Source organism: Nonomuraea sp. NPDC005692 (genome assembly GCF_040631115.1).
In the GTDB taxonomy this organism is placed as follows: Bacteria; Actinomycetota; Actinomycetes; order Streptosporangiales; family Streptosporangiaceae; genus Nonomuraea.
The window spans coordinates 1-25,501 of the sequence record NZ_JBEXYU010000044.1 but is presented as its reverse complement, the minus strand read 5'-3'; the positions used below and the strand labels follow the sequence as shown (position 1 = coordinate 25,501).

The following is a 25,501-nucleotide window of genomic DNA, read 5'->3' as shown; positions in this document are numbered from 1 at the left end:
CCATGACGTCGTCTGCCATCGCAGCGGCAACCGCTCGCGTCCTCCTGATTGCCGTCGCTGCCGCCTCTCTGATCGGGCTATCGGCCGGCATCGCGTGGGCAGAACCCACGCCCCCGCCCGTTCCCGGGTTTCCGTCCTTCCCATCCCCGGTCAGCTTCGGCATCGGCGACTGGATCATCAAGCAGATCAACGGCTGGTTCGCCGCTCTCGCCGCGTCGGCCATCAAGCCACTGCTCCAGATGCTCGGGGCGACGTTGCTGGCCACACCCCAGGTGTCCAGCTCCGACCGGATCTTCGACGTGTGGCAGGCGACCGTCGTCATCGCGAACTCCGCCTTCGCCCTTCTGGCCACGATCGGCGCCATCATCGCGATGGGGCATCAGACCGTCCAGACCCGCTACACGGTCAAAGAGGTGCTGCCCAGGCTGGCGATGGCCATCCTGGTGACTAACGCCAGCTTCCTGATCTGCGGCAAGCTCATCGAGACCGCGAACGCTCTGTCCACAGCCCTCCTCGGGCAGGACTTCGACACCAAGCGGGCGGCGGAGCAGATCCAGATGCTCCTCCTGATGCCGTCGAGCACCACGCAGATCTTCTACATCCTGCTCATCCTCGTCGCGATCATCTTGCTGGTCCTGCTGTTGATCAGCTTCGTCACGCGCACAGCACTGGTCCTGCTCCTGGTGGTTGCCGCGCCTCTGGCCCTGGCCTGCCACGCGCTGCCGCACACCGAAGGCGTGGCGAGGTTCTGGTGGCGGGCGATCACCGGCCTACTCGTCATTCAGGTCGCTCAGTCGCTCACGCTGGTCATGGCCGTCCGCATCTTCTTCAACCAGGACGGCAGGCGGCTCCTGGGGCTGACCGCCACCGGGCAGCTGGTCAACCTCGTCCTGGTTCTCTGCCTGTTGATCATCTTGGTGCGGATCCCCGGTTGGATCTCACGGCGGATCTTCAGCAAGGGTGGCAGCCGGTCGGCGGTTGTGAGCATCGTCAAGTACGCCCTGCTGTCCAAGCTCACCTCGCCCGTCCTCAAGGCTGTCCACCTTCGCGGCGGCAGAAGCGGAGGCAGCATCGGCAAGAGGGCCAAGCTGGCTGTCGCTGGAAGGGTCATCGGCGGCGCCATCGGTGGTCCTGCCGGAACTGCCGCGGCAACAACACTTACTGCCATCTCCGCCGCCCGAAGCGGTCAAGGCCCGGCGAAGCATGCTCCGACCTGGGCACGACGCCCGGTTCGAGCAGCGGACTGGGAACCGGCGCCGATCAAGCACGCGCCGACCGGGCCGGCCATCCAGGGCCGTTACAAGCCCGCTCCGGTCGTCAAGCCGCCTGTGTCCCCGACCACCCCGGTCTACGGATATCCGCGGGAGGTCTACTACTCCAACGGCCCCGCCGGCCTCGCTCAGATGCAAACGCTCAGGGACAGAGCGGTCTCCAACCCCCGACGCGCGGTCGAACCGCCCAGGACTCAACGTCCGGTGCGGCCGATCGTGCCCCCCAACGCCCCGATCCCGGGACAGGTGGAGTGGCCGGAGAACCGGGGCCGTACCCCTGACCGATCCGGCCGTCGCGCACGCACGCCGCGGAAGGATGGCGGCAAGTGAGCTGGGACGACTCCATCGCGCGGATCCCGGCCGACGTCGAGCAGCCGGACAAGATCATCGCGTCGCTCACCGCCCGGCAGGTGGCCATCCTCGTCGGCACCGGGGCCGGACTGTACGCGGCGTACGTGGCCGTCGGCGATCACGTGCCCCTCGTGGTCTGCGCAGCAGTCGCTCTTCCGGTGGCGATCGCCGCGATTCTCCTGGCGATCGGCCAGCACGACGGCATCTCCCTGGACCGCTACGTACTGGCCGCCCTCCAGCATCAGCGCTCCCCCAAGCATCTGATCTCCACATACGAGGACATCCCCATGCCACCTACCTGGATCGGGGCGAGCACTCCACGTCCGCCCGCGCCGCTCAAACTTCCCGCCCGAGGTGTCACCGGAAACGGCCTGATCGACCTCGGCCCCGATGGCGTCGCCGCGATCGCCGAGGTCTCCACCGTCAGCTTCGCCCTCCGGACCCCCGACGAGCAGGATGCCCTGGTCGCCGTCTTCGGCCGCTGGCTCAACTCCCTGTCCGGCCCCGCTCACATCCTCGTTCGTGCAGAACGCGTCGACCTGAACGACACCATCGCGACGCTGCGCGACAACGCCCGCCGGCTACCGCACCCCGCGCTCGCCTCCGCCGCCTTGGAGCATGCCGCGTTCCTCGGTGACCTGTCCGCGCGCCATGACCTGCTCCGGCGCCAGGTCCTGCTGGTCGTCCGAGAGCCCGTGGCAGGTGCGAAGGGACGCGACGCGGCCGCCGCGCGAGCGCTGCGCCGACTGGACGAAGCGTTCAGAGTGCTCAGCTCGTGCGGGCTCACCGCCCGCCTTCTGGGCGCCCGCGCCGTCACCGCGCTGCTGGCCTCCTGCTTCGACCCCTCCGCGCCTCCATTCCCCGACGACGACATCGCCCTTCCCGGCGAGGTCATCACGACGGGAGGCACCTGGTGAGACCCCGTCGTACCGCTCCCCCGCCCACCGGCTTCGGCCCACAGGCGGTGAACGTCGATGCCCGGCACGTACAGGTCGGAGACGGCGTGTGCGCCACCCTGGCGATCACCGGCTATCCCCGGGAAGTGGCCCCCGGCTGGCTGGAACCGCTGCTCACCTACCCGGGCCGGCTGGATGTGTCCTTGCACATCGAGCCCGTGCCGTCGCTCGTGGCCGCCGACCGGCTGCGCAAGCAACTGGCCCGGCTGGAGTCCGGCCTGCGGTCCGATCACGAGCACGGCCGGCTGCTGGATCCCGGCGCCGAGGCAGCCGCCGAAGACGCGCAGGACCTCGCCTCCCGGATCGCTCGCGGCCAGGCCAAGCTGTTCCGCGCCTCCATCTATCTCACCGTCCACGCCACCTCCGCCGCCGAACTGGATGACGCCTGCGCCCAAGTACGCGCCCTGGCCGCATCCCTGCTCCTGGACGCCCGCCAGGTGACCTACCGCCAGCTGCAGGGCTGGGTCTCCTCCCTCCCGTTCGCCTACGACAACCTCGGCATGCGGCGTACGTTCGACACGCCCGCGCTGGCCGCGGCGTTCCCGTTCACCAGCCCTGACCTGACCACCGAACTGGGCGACACCGCCGTCCTGTACGGCGCCAACCTCGCCAGCGCCTCCCTGGTCGCCTGGGACAGGTTCGCCCAGGACAACCACAACTCCGTCACCTTGGCCCGCTCAGGCAGCGGCAAGAGCTACCTGACCAAGTTGGAGGCCCTGCGTTCCCTGTACGCGGGCATCGAGGTGGCGGTCATCGACCCCGAGGACGAATACGCCCGCCTCGCCCACGCGGTCGGCGGCGCCTACGTCCATCTCGGCGCTCCCAAGGTTCGCCTCAACCCCCTCGACCTGCCCCCGAAGAACCAGCAAGGCGAGGATCCGCTCACCCGGCGGGCAATGTTCCTGCACACGCTGATCGCGGTCATGCTCGGCGAACCCCTCGGCAACACCGGCAAGGCGGCACTCGACCGCGCCATTCTCGCCGCGTACCGGCAAGCGGGCATCACCCACGCGCCACAGACGTGGAGCCGGCGGCCACCTCTCCTGAAGGATCTGGCGGCGATCCTCGAAGAGGATCCCGACCCGAAGGCCAAGGAGCTCGCGGCCGGCCTGGCCCCCTTCGTCTCCGGCAGCCATCGGCAGTTGTTCGACGGCCACACGACCACCCGCCCCGATTCGCATCTGATCGTCTTCTCCCTGCGCGATCTACCCGAGGAGCTCAAGGCGGTCGGGACCCTCCTGACCTTGGACGCGATCTGGCGTCGCGTCTCCGACCCCTACGACCGGCGCCCTCGCCTGGTCGTGGTCGACGAGGCCTGGCTGCTGATGAAGATCCCCGAGGGTGCGCAGTTCCTGCTCCGTATGGCCAAGTCCGCACGCAAGCACTGGGCCGGCCTGTCCGTGGTGACCCAGGACGCGGCCGACCTGCTCGGGTCCGAGCTCGGCCAGGCCATCGTCGCCAACTCCACCACCCAGATCCTGCTGCGACAGGCACCACAGGCCATCGACACCGTCAGCGAGGCGTTCCGGCTCTCCGACGGCGAGCGGCAACTGCTCCTCTCGGCGGAAAGGGGCACCGGCCTCCTCACAGCCGGCGCGAGCGGCCAGCGCTGCCCGCTCCAGGTGATCGCCAGCGCCCGTGAGCACGAGCTCGTGACCTCCTCGCCCCAGGAACTGGCCGACCTCGAATACGAGGAGGCGGACCTGTGATCTACGACCTCCTCACCGATCCCGACGCGTTCCTGGATCAGGTACTCGGATGGCTGACCGCCCATGCGTGGCAGCTCGGCTCAGCTTTGATTTGTGCCGAGGTGCTGGCCGTCCTGCTGCGTACCTGTGTCGTACGGCTGCGTCACCGCGGTCTCGTCCGCGGCGCCAGGCGCGTGGAGATCCTGGCTCCACCCATGGCCAGCATGCCGGGCGCCGAAGCGCTTTGGGGCAATCTCGTCGGACTGCTCAGGCCGGCTTGGAAGCGGGTCGTGTTCGGACAGCCGCACCTCGCCTTCGAGTACGTCTTCGGGTCAGGGGGCGTACAGATCAACCTCTGGGTACCAGGCTCAGTTCCTCAGAACCTGGTCGAGCACGCGATCGAGGCTGCGTGGCCGTCCTGCCGCACGGTCATTCACCAGGCGGATCCCCCTGTTCCCCTCAGCGGCTACGCCACCGGCGGTCAACTGGTCCTGGCCCGCGGCGAGCGACTGCCGATCCGGCACGATCACCGTACTGACCCGCTGCGAGCCCTCACCGGTGCGGCGGTCGGCATGCCCGGATGGCAGCACGCGTGCGTGCAGGTCCTCGCCCGACCGGCAACCGGGAGCCGGCTCACCAGCAGGGGCAACGCGGCAGCCTGGCTGCTGCGGCGCCTCCTCGACTTCCTCGTCCCAGGACCACGCAACCTGACCCGGCCGCTCACCGACCGCGCTGAACGGCTGGAGGAGCTCAACGAAGCACGGGCAATCAGGGACAAGGCCCACCGCCCGCGCTACGAAGTCACGATCCGCTACGCCGTACAAGCCGATGAGCCGGCTCCCGCCAAAGCTGCGCGCAAGGCCCGCCAGAACGCCATCCGAGGGCGCGCCCATGCTCTGGCCTCGGTGTTCGCCCTCTTCAGCGGCCACAACCGGTTGGAGCGACGTCGACTGCTCCGGCCGGCGAGCCGCCTGGCCTCCCGCCGGATGAACCGGGGCTACCTGCTTTCGGTGCCTGAGCTGTCCGCGATCGCCCATCTCCCCTTGGACGTCGCGGTACCAGGACTGCAACGGGCAGGAGCCAACTCCGTCCCACCATCGCCGAAGATCTCCCATGGCGGGAAGCACGCCAAGGCGCTCGGCGTCTCCGACGCGGGTCATCAGCGGTCAGTAGCGCTGCGGGTCGCCGACTCCTTCCATCACGTGCACGTGATGGGTCCCAACGGCACCGGTAAGTCCACCCTGCTCGCTCAGATGATCCTCTCCGACATCGAGGCCGGCCGCGGCGTGGTGGTCATCGAAGCGAAGGGCGACCTCGTACGCGACCTGCTCGGGCTGATGCCCGAGAACAGGGCTGACGACGTAGTGCTGATCGATCCAGACGACCGGCATCCGAGGCCGTCCCTCAACGTCCTTCGCGGATCCGACCTGGCCACAGGCGTGGACAACCTCGTCGGCATCTTCCACGAGATCTACGCCGACTACTGGGGGCCGCGCACCGACGACATCCTGCGTGGTTGCGCGCTCACCCTGGCTCGCAACGACGGCACTCTGGCCGACATCCCGACCCTGCTGACCGATGAGTCCTTCCGCCGTCGGCAAGTCGCCACTATTGGCGATCCGCTCCTGCGTGGGTTCTGGAGTTGGTACGCCTCCCTGTCCGAGTCGGCTCAGGCCAACGTCACGGCGCCCATTATGAACAAGCTTCGGGCGTTCCTGCTGCGCCCCTTCATCCGGGACGTGCTCGGCTCTACGAGCTCCACGTTCGACCTGGGTGAAGTGCTCGACGGCAAGATCCTCCTGGCTCGGCTGCCGAAAGGCGTGCTCGGTGACGACTCCGCCCGGCTGCTCGGCTCGATGGTGCTCGCCCAGGTCTGGCAGGCCGCCTCCCGCCGCGCCAAGACGGGCCACGCGCGGCCCGCCTCCGCCTTGTACGTGGACGAATGCCACAACTTCCTGACTTTGCCGCACGCACTGGCCGACATGCTCGCCGAAGCCCGCGCGTACCGCGTCTCCCTCACCCTCGCCCACCAGCACCTCGCTCAGCTCCCCCGGCAGCTGCGCCAGGCGATCTCCTCCGACGCCCGCAACAAGATCTACTTCTCGCTCTCGCCCGACGACGCTCGCGAGGTCGAACACCACTTCACGCCCTTCCTGACCGCGCACGACCTGGCCAACTTCGACGCCTTCCAGGCCGCCGCCCGCCTGGTCGTCCGTTCGGCGGAGGCTCCTCCGTTCACGCTGCGCACCAGACCGCTCCCCGAACCCTCCAGCGACGTCGCCCAGCACATCCGGAGCGCCGCCGCGCAAGCCCACGGCCGCACGGCAGCCGCGGCCACTCCCAAGCCGGATGCCCGGCGCACCTTCTGAAAGGAGACCATCGTGTCCATCCGCTACACCCCGAGGATGCTCGGCGAGCTGGCCGTCCGCCTCACCCAGCGAGACCGCACCCTGATCCGCCTGATCCGCGACTTCCGCGTCCTGACCTCGGCCCAGGTGAGTCAGATGTTCTTCGACACCGACGACGCCGCCCGGCGTCGACTGCTGGCGCTGACCCGGATGGGTGTGCTGGAGCGCTTCCGCCCCAACCTCCCGCCCGCTATGGGAACCGCGCCCTACCACTACGTCATCGGCGAGACCGCCGCCGCGGTGCTCGCCTCGGAGGAAGGCGTCGACCTGGCCGACTTCGGCTATCGCCGTGACCGCGTCCTCAGCATCGTCTACAGCCAGAAGCTTGCCCACACCGTAGGAACCAACGGAATCGCCGCCGGCCTGTACGGGTTCGCCCGGCGCCATCCGGTAGCCGAGCTGACCACATGGTGGCCCGAACAACGCTGCGCCAAGGAGTGGGGCTCCGTGGCTCGTCCAGACTCTTACTGCCGATGGACCGAGGGACCTCACAGCATCGAGTTCTTCCTCGAGTACGACACCGGCACCGAACCCCTGGATCGGGTGGCTCACAAACTCGACGGCTACGCCCGGCTGACCGAGTCCAGCCGCATCGTCACGCCTGTCCTGTTCTGGGTGCAGGGCGAACGCCGGGAAGCCAACCTCCGCAACAAGCTCAAGCGCCACCCCGGCAACATGTTCGTCCCGATGGCCACCGGCCACGCCGACACCGTGAGCGGGACGGTGGATGACGGACCGGCCGGCGCCCGATGGCTGCCGACGGATCTGGAACGCCCACGCTGCCGGCTGGCCGAACTGGCCAAGCACTGGCCTGGACTCGGTCCCCAGATCGCTCCGGAGCCAGTCGAGGAGGCGGCCGAATGATCCTCGAACTCGGTCTGGCCAAGGTCATCGCCGTCGGAGGCTGCCTTGTCTCCAGCATCGCCCTCATCGCCGGAATTGCCGGCGGAGGCCACTACGCCGCCGCCAAGGCCGAACCTGGCCGGCTCAAGTCCGCTGTTTGCGCGTACACCGACAGGAAGTCTTCGCATCCACTCAAGGCGAGCCGCCTTTCCGCCCGGCTCCACCTGACTCCAGCACAGGTGCGGAACGCACGAACCATCATCGAGACAGCCGAGAAGCTGGGGCTGCCACCCCGCGCCGCCGTCATCGGCCTCGCCACCGCCTGGCAGGAATCCGGCTTGAGCAGCGCAGCCGTGGGCGATCACGGCCAGGCGTTCGGCATCTTCCAGCAGCATCCGCAGTACGGCTGGGGCACGCGAGCCCAGGTCTCCACCGCCGCCTATGCCAGCAAGGCGTTCTTCTCCCGACTCGCCACTGTCGATGGCTGGACCAGAAAGCCGCTCACAGTCGTCGCCCAAGCCATCCAGCGGTCAGCGACTCCGAATGCCTACGCCAAGCACGAGACACGCGCCAAACGCCTCTTCGCGGCGTTGACCAGGTCAGGCGCACCGAAGAAACCCACCGACACAGTGCAGCTGTCCTCAGCGGACTTCCGGGCAGTCCGAAACAGCCTGGAGATGGCCACCGCTCTGGGAGTGAGCCGCGCCACGGTCGTCGCCGATATCCAAGAAGCCCTCAACGCCGGCAAGCTCCCTAGCGTACGCCGGACAGGAAAGACTTCGGACCTGGCCGAGAAGGTCTTCAAAACGGTCGCCGAGAAGCTCTGCCAGGAGCTGACTCAGAGGATCGACGAGGCGCTGGATCCAGCGGCTCTCGCTGCGCTCCAGACCTCAGGCAGAGGCTCCGTCGCCCTTGCCGCCGCCTTCAAGATGATCGGAGTGCCCTACTCGTGGGGCGGAGGCGGCCCGAACGGACCAAGCTACGGGACCGCGCAAGGCGCCGGAATCAACGGCTTCGACTGCTCGGGCCTGTCCGAATACGCCTGGGCCAAGGCAGGCGTGCGGATCGGCAGCGACACGTCCGCGCAATGGCGGGCGGGCGTCCGAGTACGGCGCTCGCAACTCAAGCCAGGCGATCTCATCTTCTTCGCCACCAACCCCAAGGACGCCTCGACCATCCATCACGTCGTCATGAACATCGACGGAAGGCGCTACATACACGCACCGAGCACGGGCAGCCGTGTCCGAGTCGACACCTGGACCTCGTACCGAGAGGCCGAATACGCGGGAGCCGTACGGCCCGGATGACCTCGGCGTAAGCTGGAGACGACCGCTCTCACCTTTTGACCAATCGGTAGGAGCAGGTCAACGGGGAGGATCTCGCGCCTAGCGCGGGTCCTCCCCGTCCTCGTCCGGGAAGCAAGCCTGCAACAGTACGTGGCCCGGCATATGCTCAGCCGGACGTACCCCGATCGTGAACATCTCCGGATCATCGAACACCGGCTCGCCGCTGGGCCGGCGGGTGTACGGAACCCGCCCGTAGTCCACCCCGTCGCCCTGGTCGAAGCTCATCCAGGTGATCGCTTCCTGTTCCCCTTCGCGGAGGGGATGGCTGGACATCGCACGGCTGTAGACCTTGTCCGGAGTGATCAGCCACACCTGGGGAACGGCGAGGATCCATCGGGTGGCCCCGACCTCCCGCACCTTGTCAGCGGCACGCGTCTCGAACGCTGCGGCAGCCTGCTCGTCACGAAGGTAGTCATAATCGCTGAGCACGAGCAGCCGCTCCGCCTGCAGGGCGACGATCGCGGGGCGCTCGCGAGCGGCGATGTTCTTTTCGAGGCGCTCGACCACGTCGAAGAGCAATGCTGCCGTCTCGTCGTTCATGGCGCCCTCCGAACTTCGCGATCCCCCGATCCTGCCATGAGGGGTGGAGTGTGGGCCGCCGTTCAGGCGGCCCACACTTTACGCGTCAGGCGACCTTACGAAGGACGGATCGGTCGAGCACTCTCTCCAGCGTCTGGAGCGTGCTCAGATCGAGCTCATCCACGCCGCCTGTCACCATGCGAAGCATGTTGCGTTCGGCCCGTACGGCTCCTCGCACGACCTGCTCGTGATGGGCGAAGGTGTTGACGGCCTGAATGACGCCGAACGCGGTTCCCTTCCACGGGGTGACCCGATCGTCGTGGTTCCAGAGACGGTTCAGGCCGGCACGCTTGGTCTCCGCCAGGGTGCGCTTGCGGCCACGTTCGCGGGGGATCGGTACCTGAACGTCAAGGAAGGAGTTCCACTGCGCACCGGACACGTTGACCTGGCACAGCCGCTTGACCTCCTCGGCGAAGTCGTCGGCGACGCGATGGATGATGCCCAGAGCGTCTCGGACCTCGGCGATCCGGTGCAGAGAGTTGCGGGAGTGCTTGACCTTGATCCGCTTTGCGGAGCCTTCGGCCAGCGACGCGGAGAGGGTGTTGTCACACCGGATCACCTGGGCGCCGGTCTGGTAGGTCGACGCCAGTGAGCCGTCGAGAGAGGTGGCCGCGGAGAGGAAGGGGCGGAAGGTGATCCCCTCGGGAGTCGTGCAGGACTCGGGCACCTCGACCTGGACCCACGCCACGGCACCGTTCTTGAGCAGCCCCGCGGAACCGATGAACAGTTCGTCGTCCAGAATCGTTTCAAGGTTCTCCAGGAGCCAGCGCTTGTACTCGTGGACTCGGAACTTCTGGCTGAAGACGCCGAGGACGGTTCCGGTGTCCGGGCGAATGATCGTCTTCCGGGTGGGGTCGGTGATACGGGTCACCCCGTCGTCGGTCAGGTAGCTGGTCTCTACCGTCCCCTCGATCGGCGTCCAGGCGAACAGGCGCCGCTTGACGTCGTCGACGGGGATCGGCCCGCTGTAGTGGTTCGGCTCGTCGCCCTGCTCGCTGGCCCGATAGTGCCAAGCGCTCCCACGCTTGGCGGTGAAGCCGATCAGCGTGTTCTGGTTGAGCCATCGCAGTGATTCCCTGGACATGTGCCCTCCTGACAGGCGAACGGCGCCGGGCAGGGTGCCCGGCGCCAGGGGTCGGCAGTGTGGTCAGGTCGTGGTGGGGTGGGGAGGAAGGATCGGCCGTGCTCCCAGTGGTTGCTTGGCCGCGAGCTCCGCGATCACGTGTGCCTGGGCGGCCCAGTCCACCTCTGCGAGCTGCGCGGGAGGTATACCGACGTCCAGCCCGAAGCTGATCAGGCGGGCGAACCGGTACTCAGGATCGACTGTCAGCGCCCGTTCCACGGCGACGCGGGCCAGGGCTCCGTCGCCAGCGCCAAGGGCGATGAAAGCCAGGTTGGTCGCGGGGGCTGGGACGTACTCGGGCTCGACTCGGCGGACCACCTCTGTCCACAGCTGTCGGCACACCGCGTATCCACGGCGGGCGATCTCCGTCATCGCGACGTCGCGGATCTGGATACCGGTCAGCAGCACGCCGAGCCAGGCGACGTCATCGGCTGGGAGTTCGCGGTTGGCCTCGACATGAGCGAAGCAGACTTCGACGTGACGAAGTCCCTCCGCGAACCAGTACGTATCCTTCTGCGTCCGCAGCAGGCCGTGCGCACGAGCGCGAGCCAGTGCCGTGGCCTGCCGCATCTCTTCACGATCAGCCCCACTCACAGGGGCAAGGGAAGCGATCAGAGCGTCACGGCTGGGCAGCGCGACGGCCCCCTTGGCCACCGCTTCCGCGGCGACTTGGTGGCTTGTGAGGTCGTACGGTGTGCCCTCGACCGGACAGCAGCCCAGGTCGGAGCACGTGTAGGACCAGTATCGCCCCCCATCGCAGCGGAGGGCCTCGACGATCTTGACGTCCGTCTCACGAAGCGCCTCGCGGACAGCGTCCATGGTGGGGGTCACCTGCCCGCCGCTCCCGTAGCCGATCAGAACCGCCGACGGGACGCGCTCTCGGGTGAGGACAGCACGACAGTTGGCTGCGATCTGATCTACGCCCTCGGCGCCTTCCGGCAGGTCGTAGCGGATCACGCTGGATACCGATCCGGCGTGACCGATGCTCATGGCCACCAGGCTCAGCACTGGATGGAAGCCGAGCAGGTAAGGCAGGGCAGCGAGCAGGTCGGACGGCGCGGTCAGGACGATCGCCTTACCATCGGGACCGGTGGGGATGTTCATGTCTTCCGCCTCCAGGAATGACGAAGCTCCGGCTCGGTCAGCCGGGGCAGGGGATGTCAGGGCTTGGTTTCGCCTTCAGCAACACTCGGGATGCGCAGCGAGGCCGCAGAGAGGGGTTCCGCGATGCCTTCCGAGGCGGGCTGCTGAACCAGAACCGCCGCGTCCAGCGCCCGCCTGTCTGGTCGTGATCACATCTCGCCGAATCAGATGGATGCACAACCAGGGGAGGCGTGATCTCCTCTGCAGTAGGCGCAGAGGTCGTCCATGGCATAGCCGGACAGCGCCTCGGCGAATTGATCGCGCCACTTCAGTTGCGCCCGCGTGTAGTGGCTGAAGTACTCCTCGTCCGTGTCGCCCTCACCAAGGGTGAGGAACGCCAGCACAGTCCGACCTGTGGCGATCAGCGACTCGGTGCTCAAGGTGCCACCGATCGGTGAGCTGATATCGGTAGACGTGAAGATCGTCCGTCCGTAGCGGGACAGCCGGTAGAGCCAGCTGAGCCGCCCGTCGGTGCTGCGGCCGCACGGCCACAGCTCCAGCAGGTGCTCACCGTCGATGGGCCAGCCGGGGAGCAGCCGCGGCGTGATCCTCCATCTCGGCGGCAGAGTGACGCCGTCAAGCACGGCCATATGGGTGACCTCCTCGTGGTCGGCGCTCATGTGATGACGACTGAGATTCCTGGTCATCGGGGACGGCGTCGGCCAGCCGGGTGCCGTACTGGAGCGCGTCCGTGAGGCACTTGTGGAACAGCACCCCGGAAAGCGCTGACGGATCTGGTCCAGGTCCGTCACGGTCCCGCTCCAGTCCCCTGGCAGACCGGGCTGAGGCGGGATGAACAGATGCCGGAAGGCGCAGTCCGATGCGTGTGCCTCAGGCGCGAGATCCGGGCACAGCACCAAGATCAGTAGAGGTTCTGAGGGCGTTACGTCCAACGGCGGTTCCTCCTTCGGATGTGTTGTCTCGTCCGGACGGCCTTGCGGGGCCGCCCGGACGAGGAGTGAGGACGGGAGAGGCGCTGGAGCCGGAATCCGCGCCGCACCCGGCGCTCACCTGCTGGTCATTCCAGGCGGACGGCCTGGACGCTGGCTTGGTAGAACTGACCGGCGACCTGCACCTTGCCAGCGGCCCGATAGCCCCTCCATCCACGGACGGACTCGCGCTGAACAAGGCGAGAGGCCACGAGGCCGGCCAGCCCAGCGACCATGTCCTCTCTCGTGGCCATGACCTTCGATGCCGGGTTGCTCCGGGAACGGACCAGCACGGCTTGGGCTTGTGCCCGGTACCGGATCTCCTCGGCGACGACCTCGCCTGCGACGTAGAAGCCTCTGGAGCCAGTGGAGAACTCCGTTGCCTCCAGTTCGGCATTGATCAGGATCACCAGGGCAAGGCTGATTTTCATGTAATCCCCTGCACTGCCATGGTTCGGACCTTGTGCCAGAACCACATTCGTGAGGCGACGCCAAAGGCCATACAGGGAACATCAGCGCAAGCGCCCAATGCGACCATCGCAGTCGCTCGGCTCTCACTTAAATACGGTGGCGGACAAGCTCCAAGCGTCCGCGAACCTTCTCGACTTTCCGGTCCAAGACGTTTGCTCGGACCCTCGTGAGGCGCGAGAGCGAATTGGCTCTCACTTAAATACGGCAGCCGAACCGCCCCAGACGTCCGCCGAAGTCGATATTTCTTCCGCGAATACGAAAAGCCCTGGAGATGGAACCTCCAGGGCTTTGTGTGCGGGCGCTTCAGTCGCCCAGGACTGAATCCTCACCGGCATGAACCAGATTGCCCCTTGCGTCGTCCAGGCGCTCCGAGAGCTCGCGCAGCTCTGACCGCGCCGCGTCCCGAACACGGATGACAGCACGGCGTGAGCCGTAGACGCCGCCTTCTCGCTCCTGCGCGACGGTCGCGAGGATGCCTGCGCGCCCGAGGTCGTCCGCCTGTTCGGCCTTCGAGATGATCTCTCGGAGAACGGGGAACTCCTGTCCGTCGCCGAATGCCTGCCGGAAGATCTCCGCGCTGTGCTGAGCCGTGGAGAAGGAGACGGCCGCGTATGTCGCGTTCTCCACATGCGGGAGTCCTCGCATGAGCTGCGCTCCTGGAGTGCTATCCACTTCGGTCGGAGGCACGTCCACCCGATAGCCGTTGCGCGCCGCGGCGTCGCGAACGGCCCAGCGCTGGAGCGTTGTCCGGGTGATGACCATCTCCGTTCCGTCACGCCGTACGTAGGTCCATGCCTGGCTCTCCCGCGTCGAACCGCTCCCGGTGGTGGGCTGACACTTGCCCAGCACATCCCGGAGTCGCTGGGCGAACAGGAGAACCGCGTCCTGATTGACGTCGTCAGAGACGTCGTCGGTGCCATAGGGGGCGTGACCGGCCTTCACGATCGTGGCGCTACCATCCATGCGCTTGCGGGACCGCGTGGCGTCGACCGTACGGCAGTAGCCGCGAGCCAGCTTACGAATTTCCGCCCAGTCCTCCGGCGTGACGCGCGCCATGTCTTCGGGGGTGAGACTCCCGCCGGGAAGTGTCGTCGGTACGTGCTTTCCGAAAGCGCCCTTGGCCATGACCACTCCGATCTCTTTGCGTCTCCGCGCTATCGCGAAGACCTCACCTTTTGACCACTTCAATTCAATCTCAAAATACAGATCAAATCAATCGGCTTACCAGATCATTTACCTAGTTTCCGCAGGCCAGTCGGCCAGTCGAATGAAATTAGGCGTGATATGCCTAGTGGCCAAGTCGAAGAAATACGTGAATTCGAATGCCTCACATTTGCGCGAATCGCAATTCTGTCTGTCGGATTTTATCGCCGCTTCGATCGCTCCTTCGTTAGCGGTGACTGCACCACGAGTTCGTTAGCGGTGACTGCACCACGAGTCGGAGCGCACCACAGGTCTCGGACCAGCACGTGACCTCGCGATATACCCTGCCTACTTCCCACCACTTAATCTGGAGGGGTATTCGCGCAACAATTCGAAGCCCTATCGGAACGCCAAGCAGCGCAGGGAGATCGTCGGCCTGGTACGCGATGAGAGACAGTCTTGCGATGGCACACGCTGTGCCCGCCTGCCTCCACATGTGGCATGAGCTGCTTGGAGGTGACCTGCGCCAATCGCGCCGAGGAGTGCCCCGAGCCTGAGCTGCTGCGCCCGGCCGCCGACATTCTCAGCGCCAACGGCTGCCCGTCGGTTCCTCAACCCGTGGTCCGCGAAGCGGGCGACCACACGCACGGGAAGCGATTGATCAGATACGCCTCGTTATCTACGCTGTCATCATGACACTCCCCACCGAGCCGATCGGCAGCATCCCCCGCCCGCCTGCCCTGCTGGCCATCGCAGCCTCCGAACCGGCCGAGGGAGCGTCCGCGCTGGCCGAGGCGCAGGAACAGGCCGTCCGCGACACCGTCCACCGTCTCCAAGAGCTGGGTTCGCCGGTGGTCACCGACGGCGAGCAGGCCAAGCCCAGCTTCGCCACCTACCCGCTCGCCGGGCTCGCCGGACTCGTCCCGGACGGCGTGGTGATCCCCTTCGCCGACGGGCACCAGCGGCAGTTGCCCCGGCTGACGGCCGGACCGTTCCGCTACCAGGTCCACGCCGAGCACTACCTGCGCGCCGCCCAGCGCCACGCGAGCGTGCCGGTCAAGCAGGCCGTCATCGCGCCGTCGGCGCTGAGCCTGCTCTACCCGGCCGAGGGCATCGACGGCTACCCGCGCGAGGCGTTCCTGGCCGACCTGGCCAACCAGACCGAGGCCGACATCCGCGGCTGCCTGGAGGCCGGGGCGCACGTGGTGCAACTCGACTTCACCGAAGGCCGGCTCTCGCTCAAGCTCGACCCGAGCGGCGGGGTGCTGGACGACTTCGTCGCGTTCAACAACAGCGTGCTGGAACGCTTCACCGACGCAGAACGCGCGCGCATCGGGGTGCACACCTGCCCCGGCGGCGACCAGGACTCCACCCACAGCCTCGACGTCGACTATGCGGCCCTGCTGCCCCAGCTGTTCCGGCTCAAGGCGGGCAACTTCTACCTCCAACTGGCCAGCGAGGCCGACCCGGACAAGGTCCTGACGGTCGCCGCCGAACACCTACCCGCCGACGCGCGCGTCTTCGTCGGCGTGATCAACCCGGTGGACCCGCGTGTCGAGACCGCCGAGGAGGTCCGCGACCGCGTCCTGACCGCCGCCCGCCACCTGCCCGCCGACCGGCTGGGCACCTGTGACGACTGCGGGTTCGCGCCCTTCGCCGACGACACCTCCACCTCGCGGGAGACGGCGTTCGCCAAGATCCGGGCCCGGCTGGAGGGCACAGAGCTGGCCTCGGCCGAGCTCGGCATCTGATCGTTCCGCCTGCCCGTCCGTGAGAACGTTGCCCAAGGCCGAGCAGGTTACCCGCAAGGAGTTGGGCGGGGTACGGCGCACGGACCGCAGCATTACCCGCCTACTAAGTGCTGAACCGCGCCGACCGCCATCCAGGCTGTGACCAGCCTGCCCGCTCCCGCGGACGCTGACGTCGACCGGCCAGTCGACTCGGTCGACGTCGTCACCGACGTCAGCGCCCGCTTCGCCACGCACCTGAAGGTGCTCGCCCACCAACTCGGCGAGAGCGTCCTAACCAGCGCCGAGCCCGAGCGCCTGGCCGCCGCGCTGGCCGGCGTGTAGTGGATGGTGGCCAGGGTGAGCGCGGCCGCCGGTCGCGTCACGAATGGCCGGTCAGGCGGCGATCTTCCTCATTCGTGGCCGGATTGTAAGACCCGCCGACCTGCGCTTTGAGGGCCGCCCCGGAAGCTGCAACTCGTCAAGGAGGGCCGCTACTCAGGATAAAAGAGGCTCACAGCTGGAACATTCGCAGGTCGCGGTCACCCCTGCCCTCAGACACCCTCGCCTTCCGAGGATGCCGGGCAGTACTGCCAGACGAATTCCAGCCACGGCGGGGCCACGCCCGTGAAGTGCGCCCAACTGCCCGGTTCCGCACCCGGGTAGTCACCTCGGACCTCGGAAAGGAGCCTCAGCATGAAGCCTTCCCGGATCAGGCTGTTGACGATCCGGCTCAGTGTCTGCCTGTACTCCAGGGGTTCGCGAATGTGGGGGCCGGCCGGCTTGCGGTCGTAGACCCAGTCCTGGTCGGGATAGCAGGTCGCGGCCTCGTCCGTGTAGGGGTGCTTCAGCGTGTAGCCCTCCCCGTTCCACGAGTGGTGAGTGAGCCCGGAGAAGAACGGGTTGGCGCACATCAGGTAGTAGTGGCCGCCTTCGTCGACGACTCTCGCGACCTCGCGGAAAACGATCCGGGAGTCCGGGACGAAGGTCAGCGAGTACGGATGCCAGACCAGATCGAACGAGGAGTCGTCAAGGGCCGACAGGTCCCGCATGTCTCCCTGGATCGTGCGGATGCCGATGCTGTAGCGCTCAGCGGCCAAGCGGTCCCGCTCCAGCTGCCCGGACGAGATGTCGAGAACCGTCACGTCGGCTCCGAGCAGAGCGAAGGCCGCAGACTGCTGCCCGCCCCCTCCCGCCAGGCAGAGCACCTTCCGGCCCGCCAGGTCGCCGGGGATGCCCAGCCTCTCCAGGCCCAGATATGCCTGAGCCTTTTCCGCGTCCAGGTCGAGCATAGGACGGGTGAACAACGCCTCCGCCCCCGCAAGGGCTTCCCAACGTTCCTTGTTGTAGTGGTAGACCTCGTCCTGCATGGCGGACACCCTAGCTGTCGTCCAACGGCCGGGACGAACCATATTCGGTCGGGCCTTGCTCCTCCGCCGTCCTCCTCCACCAGTCCACCCGCCATGAACTGCCACTTCAGGATGGAAGGCCTCGCTGTAGCACTCGTACTAGGCACGGTCATGAAGAGCGGTAAGGCTGAAAGCTCCGCTTGCGGCAAGTCGCTCTCATCGACGAGATCACCAGTCGACTCGGATGCGCCGATGCCTTCCGACGTCCTTGTGTGTCCCTCCATGTCATCCTGACAGCGTTCAGTCGCAGGCCATCTACTGACAGCAGTCAAATCCTCCGACGTACCAGCTCGATCGGTACGGCTGCTATCAGAAAGGGATCCCAGATGGCCAAGTCCTCGGCTCTGTCAGTCGCTGAAGCGGTATCCATCCGCCGTGGGGAGCCGTTGGTCGGCTCCATTCGAGTCGATGGCTCGAAAAACGCGGCCCTCCCCCTGATCGCGGCGGCCGCAGCGGTGGGACGACTCGTGCACCTGAGCAACGTGCCGCAGTGCCAGGACGTGGAGACCATGCTCGGTCTCCTCCAGCAGTGCGGCTACAGCGTCGCCCGATCGGTCACCAATCCTGAGGAGGTGGTGATTCAGCCCATCTCGTTCAATGGACAACCGCCTGAACTCGCCGACGCCGCCCGCATCCGCGCCTCGTACTACCTGGTGCCTGCACTCCTCGCCTCCTGCGGACAAGCACGCCTGCCATGGCCCGGCGGCTGTGCCATCGGAGAGCGGGGAATGGATCTGCACTTCCGGGTCTACGAGGCCTTCGCGGATCGAGTGCTCCTGCACAGCGAGGGCTATCAGGTTCAGAGGGCAGCGACCAGAACGATCTCGATGGAGATCTCACTGCCGTTCCGGTCTCGTGGCGCCACCGTGGCGGCCATGCTCCGAGCGGTCGTCGACCGCTGCCGGCTGACCATCTTCCAGCCGAACCTGTCACCTGAGGTGGTGGAGATCATGGCGTTCCTCCGGGAAGCCGGCTGGGACGTGTGCGGGGACGAGGTCGCGGTGAATCTCGTGCCACCGTCCGACGATGTCTGGGCTCCGCTCCTCTGGGAGGTGCCTGGGGACAAGGTCGAGGCGGTCACGCTGGCCTGCGCGGTCGCGGTGAGCCGGGGATGTGCGGTGATCAAGGGAGTCCGGGCGGTGGACGTCCTGCCGGCCATCGAGGCGTTCGACTGGCTCGGCATCCCCGCCCATGCCGGTGCGAACACGCTGACGGTGCAGGCGATCGACACCCAACTGAGCGGACAGCCGCTGCGCGCTGTCGCGTCCCTGGCGCCGGACGGGCTGGACGCCGACTTCGAGCCGCCGCTGATGGCCGTGGCCCTGGGGGCGCCGGGAGTGCACCTGTTCGCCGATGCCATCAACCCGGGGCGGCACGGCAACCTGATCCCGCAACTTGCCCGGCTCGGTGCCGTCATCGAGCAGTTGTCGGCGACCCAGTGCCGGTTCTCCGGTCCCCAGAGGCTCGTCGGTGCCCAGGTGACGGCCAACGACATCCGCAGCGGGTCCACCCTCATCATCGCCGCCTTGACCGCCACGGGGGTAACCACCGTAAGGGGCATGGCCCAACTACGTCGTGGGCATGCCGATCTGCCGAGCAAGCTGCGGCTGCTCGGCGCGGACATCACCGAGGAAGCGGCATGACCGATCACCGCGTGCTGGAGAGCATCGTGGCCACCACCGATGTTCACTCCAGCTTCGACCGGTCGCTGCCCATGCTTACGCACCTGCACGCGGTACGTGATCGGGCGCTGATCGTCGATTGCGGCGATTTCTTCGAGGGCAGCGGCTACTACCGGCTCGGCGGCGGATACATCGAGCGGCAGGCTCTGGTGTTGCTCTACGACGTCATCGCTCCCGGCAATCACGGTTGGCGACACCATCTCGACCCCGACATCCGCTCGCTCACTGTGTGTGCCAACACGATCGACGCCGGCACGGGAGAACCGCTGTTCCGGCCACTCCACATCGCGGAGATCAGTGGTCGGCGGGTGGGCGTGACCGCCGTACTGGGCGAACAGGCATTCCTCACCATCCCCCTCGAAGATCGCAGCGATCACGCCGTCCTTCCTCCTGTCCCTGCCCTCCAAGCGCTCTGGCACCGGTACGCCGAGGACGTCGGCGACTGGATCCTGCTCAGCCACTCCGGCTTCCAGAGCGACCTTGCCCTGGCCGCCGCCTGCCCGTTCATCTCAGTGATCTTTTCCGGTCACTGCCACAGCGAGCAGTACGGGCCGGTGCGCGTAGGGGACACGATCGTGGTCAAGGGCTACGAGCTGAGCGCGGGTTATGCAGAAGCCGCCCCCGATGGCCAGCACTGGGCAGCTCGGGCTCAGATCTTCTCGGAACCCACTGGCGTGGCCGATCCAGTGGCTCGTCTGGGCGCGCAGATCCACGCCCTGTCGGCTCGCCTGGCCATGCCACGCGGCACTCTTGCCATGCCCTTCCGCGATACGCCCCTCGACCGCCGCGAGCTCTTGACGCAGATCGCGCGACAGCTCCGCTCGCACCTTCAGGTGGAGGCCGTCGTCCTCAACGAAACCTGCCTCCGTCCGACTCCTCTCGGCAGCGTTCTCCTTGAAGGAGACCTCCTGACCATCGAGCCGCACGGCAACGAGCTCGTCTACGCCACGTTGCCGGAGACCCGCACCTGGGATGCGCTTCTCGGCGAGCTCGCCCTCCCGCTCGGACCACTTGTCGTCGCTCGTGATCCGCGCATCAGGCAACCACGGCAGACCATCACCACCCAGTACCTGGCCGACACCTTCCTCGGCGGGCACTGGAGGGGGCCGAAGCTGCCACTCGATCAAGCCGTACAGGCCGTTCTGACGGGTCAAGGAGGCGACGCCCGGTGATTCTCACAGGGCCTGAGATCAGTGCCGCGGCCGACGACGGCCGCATCAGAATCCACCCGTTCAGCCCTGAGCAGGTCAACCCCAACAGCTACAACATCCGGCTCGGGCCCACCTTGCTGACCTACACCGCGCCCGTGATCGACGCCTACGAGCTCAACCCCACGCAGGCTGTCACTATCGGCAGCGAAGGCCGCGTTCTGCTCCCAGGGGAGCTCTATCTCGGTCATACCGTTGAAGAGGTCGGCTCCGACACCTTCGTGCCACTGCTGTTCGGCCGATCGTCAGTCGGACGGCTCGGCCTGTTCGTCGAGATCACCGCGCCGATCGGCGATCTCGGCTTCCACGGCCAGTGGACCCTGATGCTCTCCCCGTACGCCCGCTGAGGGTCTACCCCGGCATGAAGATCGGACAAATCATGTTCTTCGTGTCCGCCGGCGCCGTCGCCCTGTATCGCGGCAAGTATCAAGACTCCGTTGGCCCACAACCGTCCCAGTATTGGCGCGACCGGCTGAAGGCAGGTGCGTCATGATCTTGACCGGAGCTGCCATCGGCGCCGCGATCGATCGGGGCCACATCACCATCGAGCCTTACGATCCTCGGCGGCTGTCTCCCAACGCCTACGACTGGCGCTTGGGCGATCGCATCAGGATCTGCGATAGGGCCTTGGACGTCGCCCGCCCGGCCGACTTCGAGGAACTCGCCATCCCCGAAACCGGCCAGCTTCTCAACGGCAATCGCACCATCGGAGCCCTGGGCATCTGGGTCCATGTCTCCGCTCCGCTCGGCCACACCGGGCACGCCATCCCCTGGACCTTGGAGATCAGAGTCGCACGTCCGTCCGGGTCTATCCCGGCATGACCTTCGGCAAGCTCGTGTTCCTCCATATCTTTGGCACTTCATCGAGCTACCAGGAACACGGCAGCAAGTACACCGCCAGCACCGGCATCGACGTCTCCCGTCTCTACCTGGAGATCCGCTCGGGCGGAGGCCATCCATGAACCCCGTCGTCACCGCTCTGGACCTCCCTCTGGGAAGCGCCGGCGGCAGCGTTGAGCTGCTCCACGATCTCTACGGCGGCGCAGAGCCGTTGATCTCCGCACGCGTGTTCATGCTCGACAACGGCAGTACTCCAGAACCGCCCTTCGAAGCCCTGAAGGTCGAGGGCAAGTGCCTGACGGGGCCGCGTTTCTGGACCTACGTCCATGCCCTCAGCACCGCGATGGCCAACGTCCTCAGGCCTGACGACGGAGCTGTCACACATCTGCAGCACCTGACCTTTGGCGCCACACCTGCGCTGCTTCGTGCGCTCCCCCGGCGTCCGACTATCGCCCTTGTCCACGGCACAGACCTGCTCTGCGCCACCTCCAACGCGACGCAGCGCCAAGTCCTGCGCCAGAGCGCCCACTGGGCGACCGCGATCGTGGTGCCGACGCCCGCGATGGCTGACGCCCTGCGTGGCATGGCCCCAGCCTTGGAGGTCGCCAAGGTGGAACACATCCCGTGGGGCATCCCCGACCATCTTCTGCAACAGCCCCCGAGACCGTGCAGATCGAGCGATGAGCCCTTCCGCCTGCTCTACGCGGGGCGGCTCACAGCCGAAAAGGGCGTTGCAGCCCTGGCGGCGGCATGCGCGGACATCGGTGACATGACCTTGAGCATCGCGGCCCCGGTCCACGAGTACGCGCGCTTCGCCGAACAGCTTCGTCGAACCGGTTGCGATCATCGCTACCTGGGCTGGCTCGATCGTCCTCAGCTGTGGGCCACCTTCAGCGACCACGACGCGCTGGCGGTGCCGTCCACCATATTGGAAGCCTTCGGCCTGGTCGCCGTCGAAGCTCAAGCCTGCGGCCTACCCGTCCTCTACCAGCCCGTCCCCGGTCTCACCGACGTCCTGGGCGACACGGCGCTCCAGACAGACTTCACCCAGCCAGCGGCGCTCGCCTCCACGATGAAGGCCTTGAAGCGCGATCAAAGCACGCGAGCCGAGCTGAGCACCGCAGGCCTCGCCAACGCACGCCGCTTCCCCATCAGCAGCGCCGCCCAAGCACTCTCCAGGCTGGGCGACCAGATCACCTGACCATCCGTCCGTGCGGCTCGCCGACCATCGCCGGAGTCCATTACTACGCTGGCAACCGCAGCCACCCATCGAGAGGGAGATCATGACGCCCGATCCCGACCGCATCGAGAATCTCCTCCAGCAGGGCGTCCACCAGGAGGTCTATCCCGGCGCGGCCTGGGCCGTCGGCGACGGCGAGGGCACTCAACTCACCGGTGCGTGCGGTCTGCTCGATCCCCCTGACCCGGACCACCCCATGACCCAGGACACCGTCTTCGACGTCGCCAGTCTCACCAAAATCATCGCCGTCTGGTCGGTCATCGGCATGCTCTGGGAGCAGGAACGCCTCAGCCTGGACGACCCGCTCTCGCTTCACATGCCGGAGCTGGACGGCTTCGAGCTCGGCCCGGTCACCGTACGCCAACTCCTCACCCACACCGCGGGCCTGCCTCTGCGGGCCAACCTCAAGAACCTCTACGGCAGCGACCCGCGCCAGATCCGGGATGGCGTCCTCCGCGAAGCCCTGCACCGCCCACCCGGCCAGGCCGTCGAGTACACCGACCGGGCCGCCCTCATCCTCGGGTTCCTCGCCGAACATCTCGCTGGCGCTCCGCTGGACCAACTCGCTCAGGCGCACGTCTGGCGCCCCATGGGGATGACCACCACCACCTTCGGCCCCCTTCCACCCACGCTCATCGGGCGCTGCGCCCCCACTGAATACGACGAGGAGACCGGCCGACACCTCAAGGGCACAGCCCATGACTTCTCAGCTCGGCTGCTCGGCGGGGTGTGCGGAATCGCCGGCGTCTTCTCCACCTTGCCTGATCTGGCGCAGTACCTGCGGCATCTACTCGTTCCCAGCCCCGGGCGGGGGTTCGGCGCCGCCTGGACCCAGGAATCCCTCCAAGTGCACACAGGAGATCTACAGCCGGCGCGAGGCCTGTTCTGGCACCCGGCCGCCGGAACCGATCCCGCTGACGGCATCTTCGTCCACTACGGCTTTACCGGGACCGGAATGTGGATCTCGCCCAAGCAAGATCGATGGGCGGTGCTGCTGACCAACAAGCTCTACTACGGTCGCGATCGCCAGCCGCTGACCGAGATCCGCAACGCCTTCCGCGCCCTGGCGTTCGCGTAGGCGGCGTCACCTGTGGAGCACCTCGCTCAAGCGTTTCTCCGTCCGATAGTCCCCCGGCACGCCAAGGCTGCGCTGGTGCTGACGGAGCAGCTCGGCGGTCCGCGAGGCATCGTCGCGCCGGTCGAGCCGCAGTTGCAACCGGATGATGCGGAAGTACGTCTCTTCGGTATCGGGGTCCAGCTCGCGGGCACGCTCCAGCGCGGCCAACGCGCCCTCGGCGTCCACGTCAGTGAGATGTTCCGCCAGTTGAGCAAGAACGTCGGCCTGGGAGCGGGTCAACGGATACCGCTGGTCCTCGATCCACTCCGCGGTGAGCCCTTCCGCCAGCTCGCCGGCGCACAGCTCGGCCGCCTTCGTGAGGGCACCGAGACGGTCGGCCGGCTCAACGGCCGACCTGATCCGCTCCAGCGCCTTCTCGTAGTCCCAGAGGTCAACGCTGATGAGGTCGCGATCGATGCGGTAGACCGCGGAGTCCTTCGTGGTCGAGGCACTGATGAACGGTGCCCGCTTCGCTTCGACGCTCTTGTGCCCTGTCGCAGCCATAAGTGCGCCTCGGAGATGTCGGAGAGCGTTGTGGATGTCCTTGCCGAGATCGTCGGGCCAGAGCGCGGTGGCCAGCTGATCACGGGTCACACCGTTCGGATGCAGGGCGAGATAGGTCAACGTGTTCAGCTGCAGCCAACTCAGCGTCAGTGCTTCTGACCGGCCACGAACGTGTACGGCAGGATGACCGAGAACCGTCAGGCGAACAGGCGTTGAAGCCGGCCAATCACATGGTTCTTCGCCTGTCGCAGGCGCAGGACTGTCCTCCTTGTCCGGAATAAGCTGGCGTAGATGAGCCGCAGCCTCGTCCTTGTTGATGTGGAACATGAGCGCGTCCATCAACGAGTCGTTGCCACCCCCTTCGACGCGATGTGTCTCGCCGATGTCGTAAGTGATGCCCTCTGGCCAGGACCCCAAGAACAAGCCGCCCACCCCTGCACGCCGGCCGGCTGTGAGAGGCACCGTGGCGTGCTCGTGGACCTCGTCATCGAGTTCGGCGATGAGCAAGATGGCAGGTAGGGCCTCGCCTGGATCGTTTCGGCGTACTTCGCCGATGTCCGTCGACTCGCGTTCGAGCACCATCCGTATGCGCATGAAGTACGTCTCCTCGAACTGCCGCAAGGCGTCCTCATGCGAGGCGGCAAGCAGGAGCCCCGGCAGCGCGGCGCCGATCTGCTCGACCTCCTTTCCAGACAGACCGAACAGCTTCTCCACCAGGGCCGAGCAGATGATGATCTGAACGCGGTAGTTGCTCGACTGGCGAAGCAGGTCGACGATCAGATAGCGAACGACGTCATGTGCTCCAGCACCGCTGAGACCAAGCCCAGGTCCTTCAAGGGCGACCCGTAGCGGCGAGCCGTCCCCTCTCTGTCCCAGATGGATCTGGCCGGGGACATCGATCGAGTGCTCCTGCTGGATCAGCTCCCCATCGGCGGGTACCGGCTCGGCCCGTTGGGCAAACGCTCGGCGGTGGGCACGGTGCAGCTCCAGGACAGGGGCGGGCAGTTCCGGCTCAGGAGTGATGGCCACAGGTTCGTCAGACGTTGGGGGAATTCGCCGCCGGCGTCGATGGAGACGACCAGCGACATAGGCGGTGCTGATCCCAGCGGCGTAGGACAGGGCCACCAACGAGCCCGATGAGAGCTGAACGACATCATCGCTTTCACGCTGCTGGAACGGCGTGATCGACGGTTTGGCCGGACTCGGTTCTGCCGCAGGCGGCTGCTGCCTCGGCGGCGTTGTACGGGAAGTCTCTACGCGCTTGAGCGGAATGCGAAGCTTCCATCCAGGGTGGATCATGCCTGGATCCCTGAAGGTCCGGCCATGTGGTTGCCGTGACCCTGCGTTGGCCTTCCAGATTTTCGGCCAGCGGCGTGGGCTGCCCAGTTCCTCGTCGGCGATGCCCCAGAGAGAGTCACCTTCCTTCACGGTCACGTCCACGGACGTGGTGTATGAGTCGATCTTCGCGTGATCCTATTTCTGCAGGTTAAGCGGTAAGTGTCTGCGGGAGTGGGTTCTGGGCC

At 66.7% G+C, this 25,501-nt stretch carries 23 protein-coding genes; 15 read left to right on the top strand and 8 right to left on the bottom strand.

From position 1 onward, the window contains the following. Window positions 1–2 precede the first annotated feature (2 nt). The 6 genes from ABZ459_RS47435 to ABZ459_RS47410 are packed head-to-tail and all read left to right on the top strand — an operon-like array spanning window position 3 to window position 8,824. Window positions 3–1,601, top strand: coding sequence for a conjugal transfer protein TrbL family protein (locus ABZ459_RS47435; protein WP_357986267.1), 1,599 nt, complete (start codon window positions 3–5; stop codon window positions 1,599–1,601). Then, complete coding sequence (locus ABZ459_RS47430) at window positions 1,598–2,539, top strand: PrgI family protein (RefSeq protein WP_357986263.1); 942 nt, start codon at window positions 1,598–1,600, stop codon at window positions 2,537–2,539. Before ABZ459_RS47435 ends, ABZ459_RS47430 begins: the two co-directional genes overlap by 4 nt. Then, window positions 2,536–4,287, top strand: a complete 1,752-nt coding sequence (locus ABZ459_RS47425) for an ATP-binding protein (protein ID WP_357986260.1) — start codon at window positions 2,536–2,538, stop codon at window positions 4,285–4,287. Before ABZ459_RS47430 ends, ABZ459_RS47425 begins: the two co-directional genes overlap by 4 nt. After that, window positions 4,284–6,635, top strand: coding sequence for an ATP-binding protein (locus tag ABZ459_RS47420; RefSeq protein WP_357986257.1), 2,352 nt, complete (start codon window positions 4,284–4,286; stop codon window positions 6,633–6,635). The genes ABZ459_RS47425 and ABZ459_RS47420 overlap by 4 nt, the downstream gene beginning before the upstream one ends. Window positions 6,636–6,671: 36 nt before the next feature. After that, window positions 6,672–7,538 carry a replication-relaxation family protein gene (locus ABZ459_RS47415; protein ID WP_357986254.1) on the top strand — a complete coding sequence of 289 codons (867 nt, stop codon included), beginning with the start codon at window positions 6,672–6,674 and terminating at the stop codon, window positions 7,536–7,538. Further along, window positions 7,535–8,824, top strand: coding sequence for a C40 family peptidase (locus ABZ459_RS47410; RefSeq protein ID WP_357986251.1), 1,290 nt, complete (start codon window positions 7,535–7,537; stop codon window positions 8,822–8,824). The genes ABZ459_RS47415 and ABZ459_RS47410 overlap by 4 nt, the downstream gene beginning before the upstream one ends. 78 nt (window positions 8,825–8,902) lie before the next feature. Here the strand turns inward: ABZ459_RS47410 and ABZ459_RS47405 are convergent, their stop codons facing one another. The 6 genes from ABZ459_RS47405 to ABZ459_RS47380 form a co-directional block, all read right to left on the bottom strand. Then, window positions 8,903–9,403 carry a hypothetical protein gene (locus ABZ459_RS47405; RefSeq protein WP_357986248.1) on the bottom strand — a complete coding sequence of 167 codons (501 nt, stop codon included), beginning with the start codon at window positions 9,401–9,403 and terminating at the stop codon, window positions 8,903–8,905. An 85-nt stretch (window positions 9,404–9,488) separates the two neighbouring features. Further along, a complete protein-coding gene (locus ABZ459_RS47400; RefSeq protein WP_357986245.1) occupies window positions 9,489–10,526 on the bottom strand; it encodes a DUF932 domain-containing protein in 1,038 nt (345 codons plus the stop codon). Between the two features lie 63 nt (window positions 10,527–10,589). Continuing rightward, complete coding sequence (locus tag ABZ459_RS47395; RefSeq protein ID WP_357986242.1) at window positions 10,590–11,669, bottom strand: DUF4192 domain-containing protein; 1,080 nt, start codon at window positions 11,667–11,669, stop codon at window positions 10,590–10,592. 203 nt (window positions 11,670–11,872) lie between these two features. Next, on the bottom strand, window positions 11,873–12,328 hold the full coding sequence (locus tag ABZ459_RS47390; protein ID WP_357986239.1) for a hypothetical protein: 456 nt from the start codon (window positions 12,326–12,328) through the stop codon (window positions 11,873–11,875). 398 nt (window positions 12,329–12,726) lie between these two features. Continuing rightward, complete coding sequence (locus ABZ459_RS47385) at window positions 12,727–13,068, bottom strand: hypothetical protein (protein WP_357986236.1); 342 nt, start codon at window positions 13,066–13,068, stop codon at window positions 12,727–12,729. 343 nt (window positions 13,069–13,411) lie between these two features. Then, window positions 13,412–14,233, bottom strand: a complete 822-nt coding sequence (locus tag ABZ459_RS47380; RefSeq protein WP_357986233.1) for a hypothetical protein — start codon at window positions 14,231–14,233, stop codon at window positions 13,412–13,414. Between the two features lie 710 nt (window positions 14,234–14,943). Here ABZ459_RS47380 and ABZ459_RS47375 point away from each other — a divergent pair. Both ABZ459_RS47375 and ABZ459_RS47370 read left to right on the top strand, forming a co-directional pair. Next, entirely contained in the window at window positions 14,944–16,002 is a 1,059-nt protein-coding gene (locus tag ABZ459_RS47375; protein ID WP_357986229.1) for a cobalamin-independent methionine synthase II family protein, read from the top strand. A gap of 138 nt (window positions 16,003–16,140) precedes the next feature. Continuing rightward, complete coding sequence (locus ABZ459_RS47370; RefSeq protein ID WP_357986226.1) at window positions 16,141–16,323, top strand: hypothetical protein; 183 nt, start codon at window positions 16,141–16,143, stop codon at window positions 16,321–16,323. Between the two features lie 209 nt (window positions 16,324–16,532). On the opposite strand, the gene ABZ459_RS47365 is transcribed toward ABZ459_RS47370, so the two are convergent. Continuing rightward, window positions 16,533–17,348 carry a class I SAM-dependent methyltransferase gene (locus tag ABZ459_RS47365; protein WP_357986223.1) on the bottom strand — a complete coding sequence of 272 codons (816 nt, stop codon included), beginning with the start codon at window positions 17,346–17,348 and terminating at the stop codon, window positions 16,533–16,535. A 365-nt stretch (window positions 17,349–17,713) separates the two neighbouring features. On the opposite strand from ABZ459_RS47365, the gene ABZ459_RS47360 reads away from it, so the two are divergent. From ABZ459_RS47360 to ABZ459_RS47330, 7 genes are all read left to right on the top strand, one after another. Next, entirely contained in the window at window positions 17,714–19,030 is a 1,317-nt protein-coding gene (locus ABZ459_RS47360; protein WP_357986220.1) for a hypothetical protein, read from the top strand. Beyond that, complete coding sequence (locus ABZ459_RS47355; protein WP_357986217.1) at window positions 19,027–20,241, top strand: metallophosphoesterase; 1,215 nt, start codon at window positions 19,027–19,029, stop codon at window positions 20,239–20,241. The genes ABZ459_RS47360 and ABZ459_RS47355 overlap by 4 nt, the downstream gene beginning before the upstream one ends. Next, complete coding sequence (locus ABZ459_RS47350) at window positions 20,238–20,624, top strand: hypothetical protein (protein ID WP_357986214.1); 387 nt, start codon at window positions 20,238–20,240, stop codon at window positions 20,622–20,624. The genes ABZ459_RS47355 and ABZ459_RS47350 overlap by 4 nt, the downstream gene beginning before the upstream one ends. Before the next feature lie 142 nt (window positions 20,625–20,766). Beyond that, window positions 20,767–21,099 (top strand): hypothetical protein, encoded by a 333-nt coding sequence (locus ABZ459_RS47345; RefSeq protein WP_357986211.1) that lies wholly within the window; start codon window positions 20,767–20,769, stop codon window positions 21,097–21,099. Continuing rightward, a complete protein-coding gene (locus tag ABZ459_RS47340; RefSeq protein WP_357986208.1) occupies window positions 21,096–21,239 on the top strand; it encodes a hypothetical protein in 144 nt (47 codons plus the stop codon). The genes ABZ459_RS47345 and ABZ459_RS47340 overlap by 4 nt, the downstream gene beginning before the upstream one ends. Further along, entirely contained in the window at window positions 21,236–22,318 is a 1,083-nt protein-coding gene (locus ABZ459_RS47335; RefSeq protein ID WP_357986205.1) for a glycosyltransferase family 4 protein, read from the top strand. Before ABZ459_RS47340 ends, ABZ459_RS47335 begins: the two co-directional genes overlap by 4 nt. Window positions 22,319–22,328: 10 nt before the next feature. Next, window positions 22,329–23,435, top strand: coding sequence for a serine hydrolase domain-containing protein (locus ABZ459_RS47330; RefSeq protein WP_357986202.1), 1,107 nt, complete (start codon window positions 22,329–22,331; stop codon window positions 23,433–23,435). A 6-nt stretch (window positions 23,436–23,441) separates the two neighbouring features. Here ABZ459_RS47330 and ABZ459_RS47325 read toward each other — a convergent pair whose 3' ends face one another. Next, on the bottom strand, window positions 23,442–25,418 hold the full coding sequence (locus ABZ459_RS47325) for a LysM peptidoglycan-binding domain-containing protein (RefSeq protein WP_357986199.1): 1,977 nt from the start codon (window positions 25,416–25,418) through the stop codon (window positions 23,442–23,444). Between the last annotated feature and the right edge of the window lie 83 nt (window positions 25,419–25,501).

Excerpts from the sequence above, each read along its gene's own strand:
- ABZ459_RS47340 (WP_357986208.1), top strand. The coding sequence starts at position 21,096 with ATGACCTTCGGCAAGCTCGTGTTCCTCCATATCTTTGGCACTTCATCG.
- ABZ459_RS47335 (WP_357986205.1), top strand. The coding sequence starts at position 21,236 with ATGAACCCCGTCGTCACCGCTCTGGACCTCCCTCTGGGAAGCGCCGGC.
- ABZ459_RS47355 (WP_357986217.1), top strand. The coding sequence starts at position 19,027 with ATGACCGATCACCGCGTGCTGGAGAGCATCGTGGCCACCACCGATGTT.
- ABZ459_RS47400 (WP_357986245.1), bottom strand. The coding sequence starts at position 10,526 with ATGTCCAGGGAATCACTGCGATGGCTCAACCAGAACACGCTGATCGGC.
- ABZ459_RS47410 (WP_357986251.1), top strand. The coding sequence starts at position 7,535 with ATGATCCTCGAACTCGGTCTGGCCAAGGTCATCGCCGTCGGAGGCTGC.
- ABZ459_RS47435 (WP_357986267.1), top strand. The coding sequence starts at position 3 with ATGACGTCGTCTGCCATCGCAGCGGCAACCGCTCGCGTCCTCCTGATT.
- ABZ459_RS47345 (WP_357986211.1), top strand. The coding sequence starts at position 20,767 with ATGATCTTGACCGGAGCTGCCATCGGCGCCGCGATCGATCGGGGCCAC.
- ABZ459_RS47380 (WP_357986233.1), bottom strand. The coding sequence starts at position 14,233 with ATGGCCAAGGGCGCTTTCGGAAAGCACGTACCGACGACACTTCCCGGC.
- ABZ459_RS47375 (WP_357986229.1), top strand. The coding sequence starts at position 14,944 with ATGACACTCCCCACCGAGCCGATCGGCAGCATCCCCCGCCCGCCTGCC.
- ABZ459_RS47385 (WP_357986236.1), bottom strand. The coding sequence starts at position 13,068 with ATGAAAATCAGCCTTGCCCTGGTGATCCTGATCAATGCCGAACTGGAG.
- ABZ459_RS47405 (WP_357986248.1), bottom strand. The coding sequence starts at position 9,403 with ATGAACGACGAGACGGCAGCATTGCTCTTCGACGTGGTCGAGCGCCTC.
- ABZ459_RS47360 (WP_357986220.1), top strand. The coding sequence starts at position 17,714 with ATGGCCAAGTCCTCGGCTCTGTCAGTCGCTGAAGCGGTATCCATCCGC.
- ABZ459_RS47390 (WP_357986239.1), bottom strand. The coding sequence starts at position 12,328 with ATGAGCGCCGACCACGAGGAGGTCACCCATATGGCCGTGCTTGACGGC.
- ABZ459_RS47365 (WP_357986223.1), bottom strand. The coding sequence starts at position 17,348 with ATGCAGGACGAGGTCTACCACTACAACAAGGAACGTTGGGAAGCCCTT.
- ABZ459_RS47395 (WP_357986242.1), bottom strand. The coding sequence starts at position 11,669 with ATGAACATCCCCACCGGTCCCGATGGTAAGGCGATCGTCCTGACCGCG.
- ABZ459_RS47415 (WP_357986254.1), top strand. The coding sequence starts at position 6,672 with ATGCTCGGCGAGCTGGCCGTCCGCCTCACCCAGCGAGACCGCACCCTG.